The sequence below is a fragment of the Mumia sp. zg.B21 genome, assembly GCF_019550855.1.
Lineage (GTDB): Bacteria > Actinomycetota > Actinomycetes > Propionibacteriales > Nocardioidaceae > Mumia.
The window spans coordinates 1,490,042-1,501,818 of the sequence record NZ_JAHWCJ010000001.1; the positions used below are offsets into that span (position 1 = coordinate 1,490,042).

Below are 11,777 nucleotides of genomic sequence, written 5' to 3' on the forward strand. Positions count from 1 at the left end.
CTGGCCAGGGTAGGCGGCCGGAGCCGCTCGCCCATCAGACCGTGGTCTGATCCTGTCGACGGGTCAGACCAGCCGAGCGAGCACCGCCGGGTCGATGTTGGCCCCCGAGGCGATCGCCACCGTGGTCCCGGCGGTGTCACCGACCACGCCCTTGAGCACAGCCGCCGCAGCGACCGCACCGCTCGGCTCGACGACCACCCGGGCGCCGCGCACGACGGCGCCCACCGCCGCGAGGATCTCCTCCTCGGAGACCGTGACCACGTCATCGACGTAGGCCGTGATGTGGTCCCAGTTCAGCACGCCGACCGAGTCCGTGCGGAGCCCGTCGGCGACCGTCCGAGACGTGTCGGCGACCGACCAGACCCTGCGCTCCCCCGCCGCCCAGCCCTCCGCGAGGTCTGCCGCGAGCTCCGGCTCAACCGCGACCACCCGGACGTCCGGGCGCAGAGCCTTGACCGCCGCGGCGACGCCGCTCACCAGGCCGCCGCCGCTGACCGGGACGACCACCGTCGCCAGGTCGGGAACCTGCTCGACGATCTCCAGCCCGACCGTGCCCTGGCCGGCGATGACGCGCGCGTCGTCGTACGGCGGGATCAGCGCGGCACCGGTCTCCGCGGCGATCTCCTCCGCACGCGCGTGCCGCTGCGAGGGGGCGACCATGACGACGTCCGCACCCCACCGACGGGTCGCGGCGACCTTGACCTCGGGGGCGTTGTCGGGGATCACGATGGTCGCGTGGACCCCGGCGACACGGGCCGCGTACGCGACGGCCTGCGCGTGGTTGCCCGACGAGTGGGTCACGACGCCCGCACGACGCTGCGCGTCGTCGAGAAGGGCCACGGCGTTGGTGGCGCCGCGCAGCTTGAACGCTCCGGTCGGCTGGAGCCCTTCCGCCTTCACGGCCCACGGGACGCTGCCCTCCGGCGTCACGAACGGGACCACCGGCGTCCGCAGACAGGTGCCGGCGATCCTTTCGGCCGCGGCCCGGATGTCGTCGAGGCCGACCAGGGAGGATGCGATGCTCATGTCGCCAGCCTAGGGCGGCTCCTGGGCCTGCCGACGGTTCGGGCGCACCGGTACCCTGGCCGCATGGGCAAGGCGATTCCGGTCATCATCGTCGTGGCGTTCGCGGTGTACGCGCTGTTCGACGTCATCGCCACACCGCCGGACCGGGTCCGTTATCTCCCGAAGCCGCTCTGGGCGATCGTCGCGCTGGTGCCCGCCCTCGGCGTCGTGACGTGGCTCGTCTTCGGCAAGGTGCGCACCAAGCCTGCCGGCCCTCCGCGGCCCCAGCGCCCCATCGCGCGCGGCCCGGACGACGACCCCGACTTCCTGCGGGGCCTCTGAGCCCGGAGGCTACTTCGCGTACGAGTGGAGGCCGGGGAAGAAGAGGTTCACGCCGACGAAGTTGAACACGAACGTCGCGAACGCGATCAGGGCGAGGATCGCGGCGGCCCTGCCCTTCCAGCCCGCTGTGGCGCGGGCGTGGAGGTAGCCGGCGTAGGCCACCCAGGTGATGAACGCCCAGACCTCCTTCGGGTCCCACCCCCATGGACGACCCCACGCGTGCTCCGCCCAGATGGGCCCGGAGATCAGGGCCGCGAACGTCCAGACAGGGAACGAGAAGGCGGTCACGCGGTAGGCGAGCTGGTCCATCGCGGCGGCCTTGGGCAGCCGGCCGAGGTAGCCCTTGGCGCCACCCCTCGCGTCAGCGCGGGTGCGCAGCAGGTAGAGCACCGAGGCGCCGGCCCCGACGAGGAAGCCCGCGCCGGCGACCATCGCCGAGATGACGTGGATGACGAGCCAGTACGAGTCGAGAGCCGGCACGAGCGGACCGGCCGGCACGTACACCGTCATCGAAAGACCGAGCACGACCACCGAGAAGCCGAGGACGATCGGCGCCAGCCACTGGACCTGCATGAGGACGACCATCACGAGGTAGCCGGCGAGGACGACGGCGATCCCGGTGGTCGCGAACTCGTACATGTTGCCCCACGGGACCCGCTCGGCCGCCAGACCGCGCCCGACGACGCCGGCGAGGAGCACGAGGAAGCCGAGGACGGTCAGCGAGAGCGCCACACGGCCGAAGAGGTCGGAGCGTTCCTCGGCGGTCTCGGCCGCGGCGTCGGTCGTCGCCGTGGTCGTCGCGCCAGAGGCGTCCGACGACCCAGCACCCGACCCAGCCCCCGAGATCGCCGCGCCCGCGAGCGCGGGCTCGGCGGCGCGGGCCGAGCGTTCGGCCCGGACGGCCTTCGAGCCGAACGCCCACTGCGCGACCGACGCCAGCCACGCCAGCGCCAGCACCGCGGTCGCCGACGCGATCGCGGCGTTGGAGAAGTTGGCCCAGTCCTCGAGTGTCATCCCTCGTCCTCGCTCGTACGGCGCGATCCTGTCGCGCCCACCGCGGCGTCATCGGTCTCCGACGCCGCGTCGTAGTCCTTGCCAGTATGCCCCGTGCGCTCGACGAGCCGCTCCGTGAGGTCGTCGACGGTCTGCGCGACGTCGCTGCGAGGGACGCGGTCCAGCGCGGCGACCTCGACCACGGTCACGCCGTCCTCGCGTCGACGAGCGCGGACCCACGTCCGTCGCGGTCTGATCGTCAGAGACAGGATCAGACCCATCACGCCGACCGAGACGCCCCACAGCGGAACCATCACGCCGGGCTGGGCGCTGAACTGGAAGCGGACGAACTGCCGGAGCTCCACGAACTCGACCGTCCCTGCGCCGTCCGGGAGCGAGACGCTCTGGCCCGGCCCGAGCATGATCCGCAACGGCTCCCCGTCGTCACCGGTGAACTGCGTGAGGTTGTCCTTGTCCAAGATGTAGACCGACTGGGTCTCGCCGTCGTCCAGCCCGAGGTCGCCGTAGTAGGCGAACAGTCCGAGCAACGGGTTCGCGGCGGCCGGGTGCGCCGAGACCGGGATGTCGTCGTCACCGGTCGAGACGGCGGTGGGGAGGAAGAAGCCCTGGAAGCCGAGCTGCTGGGGTCGCGCGTCGGCGACCTTCACCACGCCGTTGGACGTGTAGCTCGGGTCGGAGGGAAGGAACGGCACCGCGTCCTCGAACACGACGCGACCGTTGCCGTCCTTCACCCGGATCACCGGGGCATATCCCTGGCCCACGAGGTAGACCGACGCACCGTCGACCCGCAGCGGATGGTTGACCTTCAGCTCGTACGGACGCGGCTCGTCACCAGGGCGGTCGGTGACGGTCCCGGTCGCGACGAAGTCGCGTGGCGCCCCGCGCTGCGGTCCGTCGGTCTCGAACGTCGCGTCGAAGTCGTCGAGCGTCAGCGAGAAGGGCGGCAGGTCGTCGGTGTCGAACAGGCCCCCGGAGGTGAACTCGTCGAACTGGGTGAGCGTGTTGGAGAAGCCGCTGCCCTCGGTGACGATGGCGTTGCCGCGATAGCCGAGCAGGCTCATCGACGCCACGCCGACCAGCACGACCACGAGGCTGACATGGAAGACGAGGTTGCCGAGCTCGCGCAGGTAGCCGGTCTCCGCACGGACCTCGCCCTCGACGACGTCCCCGGAGGCGTCGGCGTCGGTGACCGTGTCCTTGCGGGCGCGACCGAGGGCCCCCCGGGCGGCGGCCAGGACCGTCTCGACGTCGGCGGTCGTCTCGTACGTCGCCGACGCCGGGAGCCGGGAGAAGTTCTTGGGGGCACGCGGCGGACGGGCCCGCAGCGCGGAGGCATACACGCCCACGCGCGGGATGATGCAGCCCACCAGCGACACCATCAGCAGGATGTAGATCGCGCTGAACCAGACCGACGTGTAGACGTGGAAGGCCCCCAGCGTGTCGAGCACAGGCGCCAGGTCGGGGTGACGCTCGAAGTAGGCCTGGACGGCGCGGGCGTCGACCGACCGCTGCGGCACGATCGAGCCCGGGACCGCCGCGAGCGCGAGCAGGAGCAGGAGGAACAGCGCCGTACGCATCGACGTCAGCTGTCGCCACGCCCACCGGGCCGTCTCCACGAACGAGAGCGCCGGTGCAGCGCCTCCACGGCCCTTCTTGGTCGGAGCCCGTCGATCGTCTGCCATCACACCACCGGCCTGAAGCTGCCGACCCACGAGGTCAGCTCGGTCATCAGCTGCCCCCACAGCCCTGTCACGAGGAGCACGCCGACGACGACGAGCAACCCTCCACCCACGAGGGAGATCACCCGCTGGTGCCTGCGCACCCAGGAGGTCGCCCGCGCGAAGCGGCTGAACGCCACCGCCGCCAGCAGGAACGGGATGCCCAGCCCGAGGCAGTACACGAAAGTGAGGAACGCGCCACGACCCGCCGTGCCCTCGCCGTAGGCGAGGGTGAGCACCGCGCCCAGCGCGGGCCCGATGCACGGCGTCCACCCGATCGCGAACAGCACCCCGAGCAGCGGGGCGACCGCGAGGCCGACCGACGGCACGGCGTGGATCCGGACGTCACGCTGGAGCCACGGGACGAAGCCCATGAAGCCCAGGCCCAAGACGATGACGACGACTCCCATCACGATCGCGATCGGCCGCTCGTACTCCCTGAGCTCGTAGCCGATCGAGCCGAAGAGCACCCCGTAGGAGACGAAGACGGCGCTGAAGCCCAGCACGAAGAGCACCGCGCCGGCGAGCAGTCTCCCGCGCTGCCTGGCCGACTTGCCGTCTGCCGCCACCTCGGCCGCGGTCATCCCCGAGACGTAGGAGAGATAACCCGGGAGCAACGGCACGACGCACGGCGAGAAGAAGGACACGAGCCCTGCCAGGAGCGCGACGGCCGTGGCGACCAGCAGCGATCCGGACATGACGGCGTCTGAGGCCCATCCACCCATCAGACCGCTCCCGCTTCCTCGATGAGACCCCGCAGCGTCGACTCCGTGATCGAGCCGAGGATGCGGGCCGAGACGGTCCCGTCCGGCGCGATCACCCAGGTCGTCGGGACCGCCATCGACGGGAGGCTGTCGCGGAAGCCGAGCACGGCCTGACCGGTGCGGTCGAAGATCGAGGGGTAGCCGATGTCGAAGTTCTCGTCGTAGGCCAGCGCGGCCGCGCGGGAGTCGCGGATATTGATGCCCAGGAACTGCACGTCGTCACCGGTCTCGGCATCGAGCGCGGCGAACGCGGGCGCCTCGACCCGGCAGTCGGCGCACCACGAGCCCCAGACGTTCACGACGACTGTCTTGCCGGCGAAGTCGGACAGCGCGATCGGGTCGCCCTCGAGGGTCTCCCCGGACAGCTCCGGGGCCGGCTCGCGCTCGGCCGGCTTCGGCACGGTGATGCTGCCGTCGCCGGCCACGAAGCCACCCGTCGTCTCGTCTGCCTGCGTCGACGACGAGCAGCCGGCGAGCAGCGCCACCGCGGCGACGGAGACGAGCAGTCGCGCAGCGAGAGGACGGATGGCGTGGGAGGTCATGCGCCGCCGACGAACTTCTTGCGCAGCTTGGCGGGGATGAGGTCACCGGCCGGCTCGTTGTAGGCGACCGCCACCGGCACGTCGCCCTCGTAGGTCACCGAGGTGACGCTCGCGAGGGAGCACTGGCGTCGGCGGGGGTCGTGGAGGTAGCGGCGTCGCTCGACGGTCAGCCGTGAGACCCAGATCGGCAGCTGGTGCGAGACGATCACGGCCTCGTGCCCGCGCGCCGCGTCCCGTGCGTCCGCCATCGCGGCGAGCATCCGGGCGGCGATCTGCGTGTACGGCTCGCCCCAGGACGGCCTGGAGGGGTTACGCAGCATCCACCACGTGACGGGGTGCCGGAGGGACCCGTCACCGACGCCGAACGTCTTGCCCTCGAACCGGTTGCCCGCCTCGATGACACGCGGATCGGTGGTCACCTCGAGGCCCAGCGTCGCGGCGATGGGCTGCATCGTCTCCTGCGCGCGCTCGAGGGGCGAGGCCACCAGGTGCGTGACGTCGCCACCGTCGAAGTACTCCGCGCCCCGCTCGGCCATCTGGCGGCCAAGGTCGGAGAGGTGGTAGTCGGGGAGGCGTCCGTAGAGGACACCAGCGGGGTTGTGCACCTCGCCGTGCCGCATCAGGTGGACGATGGTGCGGTCCTGGGTCGTCATGGGGTCATTCTCGCCGGTCGTTCGAGGATTGCGGTGGGGTGGTCGCCCAGCAGGGCCGAGAAGGCACGCCGGTCAGGCCCGGAGCGCCTCGGCTGCAGCCTGGGCCGCCGGCACGAGAGCCCGCTCGACGGTGTCGAGGGCATCGTCGTCGAGGGCGTGAGAGACGAACCACGCCTCGAACGCGCTCGGCGGCAGGTAGACGCCGTTGTCGAGCATCGCGTGGAAGAACGCCCGGTACGCCGGCTGGCTCTGCGCCTGCGCGTCGGCGAAGTCGACGACGGCGTCCGTACGGCCGAGGAAGGCGCTGAAGAGGTTGCCCGCGGCCTGGACGACATGAGGCACACCGGCCGCGTCGAGGGCCTTGTCCACCAACCCCTGGAGGGTGGTCGAGACGGCGTCGAGGTGGGCGTACACGTCGTCGGTGGCCAGGCGCAGCGTCGTGAGGCCGGCCGTCGTGGCCACCGGGTTCCCCGAGAGGGTGCCCGCCTGGTAGACCGGACCCTCCGGTGCGAGCTGTCGCATGATCTCCTCGCGACCACCGAACGCCGCCGCCGGGAACCCACCACCCATGACCTTGCCGAACGTCATCAGGTCGGGGGCCCACCCTTCGTGGGCGCCGTCCAGACCCCAGTGCCCGCTGCGGCTGACCCGGAAGCCGGTCATGACCTCGTCGGAGACGAACAGGGCGCCGTGGGACCGGCAGGTCTCGGCGAGGAACGCGTTGAAGCCGGGAAGCGGCGGGACGGCGCCCATGTTGCCGGGCGCAGCCTCGGTGATGACGCAGGCGATCTGCGCGCCGTGCTCGGCGAAGGCCGCCGCGACGGCCTCGCGGTCGTTGTAGGGCAGCACGATCGTCTGTGCGGTGGACGCCGTGGGGATGCCCGGCGTGCCCGGGAGCCCGAACGTGACGACGCCCGAGCCCGCCTCGACCAGCAGCGCGTCGACGTGGCCGTGGTAGCAGCCGGCGAACTTCACGATCAGGTCGCGGCCGGTCCAGCCGCGGGCCAGCCGGATCGCCGACATGGTGGCTTCGGTGCCGGAGGACACCATGCGCACCAGGTCGACCGGGGTACGAGCGACGATCTCCTCGGCCAGCGCGACCTCAGGCTCGCTCGGCGTGCCGAAGGAGGTCCCACGGCTCGCCGCGTCGCGAACCGCCTCGATGACCTCTGGGCGCGCGTGGCCCAGGAGCATCGGCCCCCAGGAGGCCACCAGGTCGACGTAGGTGTTGCCGTCGACGTCGGTGAGGATCGCGCCGCGACCCTCGCGCATGAAGCGGGGCGTGCCCCCGACAGCGCGGAAGGCGCGGACCGGGGAGTTCACTCCACCCGGCGACACGGCACGGGCGCGATCGAACAGCTGATGGGAGATCTCGGATCCGGACACCCTGCCATTGTCCCTGACGGGCCAAGCGCGCCCGAGGCGACGAGCGGCGGCGGTCCGCAGGCTCCGCAGGTACGCGGCGGTGACCCAACATCGCGTCTAGGCTGGAGGCTAAGGATGTGCTGAGACGGTGGCCACATCACGCCACCCTCACCTAGGGTGAGCGGTGGACGGACAGTGTCACACCAGGTTCGGGTTCGGGCCACGAGGGAGTTGATCGGCGGCATGGGGGCAGCACGCAGAGGCCAGAAGGCCAACGGCAAGCGCACCAGCTGGTGGCAGACCACCGCTGCGCTCCTGCCCTGCGCGATGATCGCCGGCGCCTGGGGCGCTGCCGTCGCCCTTCCCAAGCAGCCCGGGCCTGTGGACAGCGCCGCCTACTCCGCGTACGCCGAGGGCTCCCCGCAGGTCCCGGTCACCGGCCCCGACCTCCAGGTCACGCCCCTCCAGGACCCTGTCGAGCAGCAGTCCTCCAGCAACGCCGTCACTCCTGCCGCGCTCGTCGGCGCTCCGTCGGACATCCCCGGACCCGCGCTCGCCGCCTACCAGCGTGCCGCCAACGTCATGGCGGTCACCAAGCCGGAGTGCAAGCTGTCCTGGGAGCTCCTCGCCGCGATCGGCCGGGTCGAGTCCAACCACGGTCAGTTCGGCGGCGCAACGGTGACCAGCACCGGCGCCACCTCGCGCGCCATCATCGGCATCGCGCTCGACGGCACCAACAACACCGCACGCATCCCGGACACCGACAAGGGCGCCTGGGACGGCGACGCGAAGTGGGACCGCGCGGTCGGCCCGATGCAGTTCATCCCCTCCACGTGGTCCTCGGTCGGCGTGGACGCCGACGGCGACGGCAAGGCCGACCCCAACAACATGAACGACGCAGCGCTCGGCGCGGCGGTCTACCTCTGCGTGGGCGGCCACGACCTCAGCGTCGAGGCAGGCGCGCGCGCCGCCCTCATGTCCTACAACCGTTCGACGGCGTACGCCGACCAGGTGCTCGCGCTCGCGGCGAGGTACGGATCGTCCAGCCCCGTCTCGATTCTCCCCACCTTCCCCTACCCGAGCAGCCCGGTCGCGCCGCTCGGGCCGGTCGGACCCCGACCTCCGGCCGCCGGCGTTCCCGGTGGCCCTGGAGCCGGCGGTTCGCAGCCGACGCCGACGATCGTGGCGCTCGGGATCGAGAAGCCGCCGACGCCGAAGCCGCTCGACCCCGGCGGCATCACCTCGCCCAAGCCCGGCACGCCGACGGTTCCCACGAAGCCGCCGACCAAGCCTCCGACGGATCCCACCAAGCCTCCGACGGATCCCACCAAGCCTCCGACGGATCCCACCAAGCCTCCGACGGATCCCACGAAGCCGCCGACCACGCCGCCGACCAAGCCGCCGACCAAGCCGCCGACGGATCCCACCAAGCCGCCGACCGACCCGACCGACCCGACGACGCCTCCGACGACCGAGCCGCCCGCCACGACCGAGCCGCCCGCCACGACGGAGCCGGACCCGGAGCCGACGACGGCAGAGCTGGCCCAGGCGTTCTGCGCGACGCTCGACGTCAGTGCAGACACGCTCCAGACGTGCATCGCGGCCTACGTCGGGGCTGCTCCCAACGGCACCGAGGCGGCGAAGGCCGCCGCCCGCGCCGCCGCCGTCTGACCGCGGAGGCCAGGCTCAGCGTGCGAGCCGCGCGGCGAACTCGCTCGCCCAGTAGGTGAGCACGATGTCGGCTCCGGCACGCCGGATCGACACGAGGGTCTCGGCGATCGCCGCCTCACGGTCGATCCAGCCCTGCGCGGCGGCCGCTTCGACCATCGCGTACTCGCCAGAGATGTTGTACGCCGCCACGGGCACGTCGACGGAGGCGCGCACCGAGGCGACGACGTCGAGGAAGCCCATCGCCGGCTTCACCATCACCAGGTCCGCACCCTCCGCGACGTCGAGGGCGACCTCGCGCAGGGCCTCGCGACCGTTGGCCGGGTCCTGCTGGTACGTACGCCGGTCGCCGACCAGCGTCGAGTCGACGGCCTCGCGGAACGGCCCGTAGAAGGCCGACGCGTACTTCGCTGCGTAGGCGAGCACGCCGGTGTCGGTGAAGCCTTCGGCGTCCAGCGCCCGCCGTACGACCCCGACCTGTCCGTCCATCATCCCGCTGGGTCCGAGCAGGTGGGCGCCCGCCCGAGCCTGGGCGAGCGCCATCTCGGCATAGATCTCCAGGGTCGCGTCGTTGTCCACGCGCCCCTCGGCGTCGAGCACACCGCAGTGCCCGTGGTCGGTGAATTCGTCGAGGCACAGGTCCGACATCACCACGAGCTCGTCCCCCACCTCGGAGCGCGCGTCGCGGATCGCCACGTTGAGGATCCCGTCCTCGTCGGTCGCGCCCGAGCCGGTGGCGTCCTTGCGGGTGGGCACCCCGAACAGCATGACTCCCCCGAGACCCAGCTCCGCGGCTTCGGCGACCGCCTTGCGTGCCGAGTCGCGCGTGTGCTGGACGACCCCCGGCATGCTCGAGATGGCTCGCGGCTCGGTGAGCCCTTCCGCCACGAACATCGGCAGCACCAGCTGTCGCGCCTCGACCGACGTCTCCGAGACCAGCCGGCGCATGGCCGGCGTGGTGCGGAGACGTCGGGGCCGGACGTCAGGGAACGAGCCGTCGCGATCGACCATCGTCAGCTCCGGCGGCGCGAGCCCTTGGTGCGCTGCGACGGCTTCGTGACCGGGTCGCCGGCCTCCACCATCGCCTGCCGGCGCTTGGCGCCGAAGTCGGCGAGAGCGTCGGCCAGGACCTCGGCCGACGGCGTGGGTGCCACGACGTCGACGCGCAGGCCGTGCTCCTCGGCGGTCTGTGCGGTGGCCGGGCCGATGCAGGCGATCACGGTCGTCGCGTGCGGCTTGCCTGCGATGCCGACGAGGTTGCGGACCGTCGAGCTCGACGTGAAGACGACCGCGTCGAACTTGCCGCTCTTGATCGCCTCGCGGGTCGGCGCCGGCGGCGGCGCCGCACGGACGGTGCGGTAGGCGGTCACGTCGTCGACCTCCCACCCGATCTCGACGAGCCCGGCGACCAGCGCCTCGGTGGCGATGTCGGCACGCGGCAGGAACACGCGGTTGATCGGGTCGAGCAGCTCGTCGTACGGGGGCCAGTCCTCGAGGAGGCCCCGTGCGGACTGCTCGCCGCTGGGGATCAGGTCGGGACGGATGCCCCAGGCAGCGATCGCCTCGGCGGTCTTCTCGCCGACGGCGGCGACCTTGAGTCCGGAGAACGCCCGCGCGTCGAGGCCGTACTCGTCGAACTTCTCGCGGACGGCCTTCACGGCGTTGACGCTGGTGAAGGCCACCCACTCGTAGCGGCCCTCGACGAGGCCGCGCACAGCCTTGTCCATCTGCTGCGGGTTGCGAGGCGGCTCGACGGAGATCGTGGGGACCTCTTCCGAGACGGCGCCATAGCTGCGGAGGCGGTTGGCGAGCGTGGCCGCCTGCTCCTTGGTACGAGGAACGAGCACGCGCCAGCCGAAGAGCGGCTTAGTCTCGAACCACGAGAGCGTCTCGCGCAGGTCGACGACGTCACCGATGACGGTGACCGCCGGCGGGGCCATCTTGGCGGCCTTGGCGTCGGCGGCGATCTTCTCCAGCGTGGAGACGATGGTCGTCTGCTCGGTCGTCGTGCCCACCCGTGTCATGGCCACCGGGGTCCCGGGAGCCCTCCCGGCCTCGATGAGACCGTTGGCGACGTCCTTGATGGTGTTCACCGCGCTCAGCAGGACCAGGGTCTGGTCACCGGCGTACGGCGTCCAGTCGACCTTGGTCTCCCCCATCCGGATGATCGACACCTCGCGGTGCGTGCGGTTGGTCAGCGGCACGCCGGCGTAGGCGGGGACGGCCGAGGCCGAGGACACGCCGGGGACGATCTCGAAGGAGATGTTGGCCTTGTCGCACGCCTGGGCCTCCTCGGGCCCGGTCGCGAAGGTGAACGGGTCGCCGACCAGCAGGCGGACGACGTTCTTGCCGCCCTTCGCGTGCTTGACGACGAGCCGGCCACGGGCCGCGGGGGTCAGGACGCCGCCGTCCTCGCCGTGTCCTCCGTCGACGACCTGGGCCCCCTCGGGCACCAGGGCCGCCTGGTCGGGAGACTCGGTGATGACGATGTCGGCGGCGTCGAGCAGCTCCTTGGCGCGGAGGGTGAGCAGGCCGGCATCACCCGGGCCGGCTCCGACGAAGCTCACGTGGCCGACGGGTCGCTTGACGGCGCTCGTGGCGGTGTCGTCGGCTGTCACCTCAGGCACGGCGGCCTGCTCCTCGGTCGCCTTGCGCTTGCGGGTGGCGGTGGTGGTGCTCACGTTTCTCATTCCTCGTCTGCCTCTG

The 11,777-nt window shown here is 71.7% G+C and carries 11 protein-coding genes and 1 pseudogene; 3 read left to right on the forward strand and 9 right to left on the reverse strand.

What is annotated here, in order from left to right:
* Positions 1–63 precede the first annotated feature (63 nt).
* Positions 64–1,026, reverse strand: coding sequence for a threonine/serine dehydratase (locus KV100_RS07260; RefSeq protein WP_220342176.1), 963 nt, complete (start codon positions 1,024–1,026; stop codon positions 64–66).
* Between the two features lie 63 nt (positions 1,027–1,089).
* On the opposite strand from KV100_RS07260, the gene KV100_RS07265 reads away from it, so the two are divergent.
* Positions 1,090–1,347: a PLDc N-terminal domain-containing protein gene (locus KV100_RS07265; RefSeq protein ID WP_220342177.1), complete on the forward strand. Its 258-nt coding sequence runs from the start codon at positions 1,090–1,092 to the stop codon at positions 1,345–1,347.
* 9 nt (positions 1,348–1,356) lie between these two features.
* Here KV100_RS07265 and ccsB read toward each other — a convergent pair whose 3' ends face one another.
* The 6 genes from ccsB to hemL all read right to left on the reverse strand — a co-directional run bounded on the left by ccsB (position 1,357) and on the right by hemL (position 7,424).
* A complete protein-coding gene (ccsB, locus tag KV100_RS07270; RefSeq protein WP_220342178.1) occupies positions 1,357–2,361 on the reverse strand; it encodes a c-type cytochrome biogenesis protein CcsB in 1,005 nt (334 codons plus the stop codon).
* On the reverse strand, positions 2,358–4,043 hold the full coding sequence (locus KV100_RS07275; RefSeq protein WP_220342179.1) for a cytochrome c biogenesis protein ResB: 1,686 nt from the start codon (positions 4,041–4,043) through the stop codon (positions 2,358–2,360). Before KV100_RS07275 ends, ccsB begins: the two co-directional genes overlap by 4 nt.
* Positions 4,043–4,777, reverse strand: a complete 735-nt coding sequence (locus KV100_RS07280; RefSeq protein ID WP_255559003.1) for a cytochrome c biogenesis CcdA family protein — start codon at positions 4,775–4,777, stop codon at positions 4,043–4,045. The genes KV100_RS07275 and KV100_RS07280 overlap by 1 nt, the downstream gene beginning before the upstream one ends.
* 26 nt (positions 4,778–4,803) lie before the next feature.
* On the reverse strand, positions 4,804–5,385 hold the full coding sequence (locus KV100_RS07285; RefSeq protein WP_220342181.1) for a TlpA disulfide reductase family protein: 582 nt from the start codon (positions 5,383–5,385) through the stop codon (positions 4,804–4,806).
* Entirely contained in the window at positions 5,382–6,038 is a 657-nt protein-coding gene (locus KV100_RS07290) for a histidine phosphatase family protein (protein ID WP_220342182.1), read from the reverse strand. Before KV100_RS07290 ends, KV100_RS07285 begins: the two co-directional genes overlap by 4 nt.
* 72 nt (positions 6,039–6,110) lie before the next feature.
* Entirely contained in the window at positions 6,111–7,424 is a 1,314-nt protein-coding gene (gene hemL / locus KV100_RS07295) for a glutamate-1-semialdehyde 2,1-aminomutase (protein ID WP_220342183.1), read from the reverse strand.
* Between the two features lie 561 nt (positions 7,425–7,985).
* On the opposite strand from hemL, the pseudogene KV100_RS20350 reads away from it, so the two are divergent.
* Together KV100_RS20350 and KV100_RS20355 are read left to right on the forward strand one after the other, a co-directional pair.
* Positions 7,986–8,330, forward strand: a pseudogene (locus KV100_RS20350) (lytic transglycosylase domain-containing protein); the annotation flags it as partial.
* On the forward strand, positions 8,237–9,133 hold the full coding sequence (locus KV100_RS20355; RefSeq protein ID WP_374226660.1) for a hypothetical protein: 897 nt from the start codon (positions 8,237–8,239) through the stop codon (positions 9,131–9,133). The pseudogene KV100_RS20350 and the gene KV100_RS20355, both read left to right, overlap by 94 nt.
* Here the strand turns inward: KV100_RS20355 and hemB are convergent.
* Both hemB and KV100_RS07315 read right to left on the reverse strand, forming a co-directional pair.
* Entirely contained in the window at positions 9,090–10,082 is a 993-nt protein-coding gene (gene hemB, locus KV100_RS07310) for a porphobilinogen synthase (protein ID WP_220342184.1), read from the reverse strand. The genes KV100_RS20355 and hemB overlap by 44 nt on opposite strands.
* A gap of 2 nt (positions 10,083–10,084) precedes the next feature.
* Entirely contained in the window at positions 10,085–11,761 is a 1,677-nt protein-coding gene (locus KV100_RS07315) for a uroporphyrinogen-III synthase (RefSeq protein WP_220342185.1), read from the reverse strand.
* Between the last annotated feature and the right edge of the window lie 16 nt (positions 11,762–11,777).

Coding starts and splice junctions, on each gene's coding strand:
- KV100_RS07260 (WP_220342176.1), bottom strand. CDS start 1,026: ATGAGCATCGCATCCTCCCTGGTCGGCCTCGACGACATCCGGGCCGCG.
- KV100_RS07265 (WP_220342177.1), top strand. CDS start 1,090: ATGGGCAAGGCGATTCCGGTCATCATCGTCGTGGCGTTCGCGGTGTAC.
- ccsB (WP_220342178.1), bottom strand. CDS start 2,361: ATGACACTCGAGGACTGGGCCAACTTCTCCAACGCCGCGATCGCGTCG.
- KV100_RS07275 (WP_220342179.1), bottom strand. CDS start 4,043: ATGGCAGACGATCGACGGGCTCCGACCAAGAAGGGCCGTGGAGGCGCT.
- KV100_RS07280 (WP_255559003.1), bottom strand. CDS start 4,777: ATGTCCGGATCGCTGCTGGTCGCCACGGCCGTCGCGCTCCTGGCAGGG.
- KV100_RS07285 (WP_220342181.1), bottom strand. CDS start 5,385: ATGACCTCCCACGCCATCCGTCCTCTCGCTGCGCGACTGCTCGTCTCC.
- KV100_RS07290 (WP_220342182.1), bottom strand. CDS start 6,038: ATGACGACCCAGGACCGCACCATCGTCCACCTGATGCGGCACGGCGAG.
- hemB (WP_220342184.1), bottom strand. CDS start 10,082: ATGGTCGATCGCGACGGCTCGTTCCCTGACGTCCGGCCCCGACGTCTC.
- KV100_RS07315 (WP_220342185.1), bottom strand. CDS start 11,761: ATGAGAAACGTGAGCACCACCACCGCCACCCGCAAGCGCAAGGCGACC.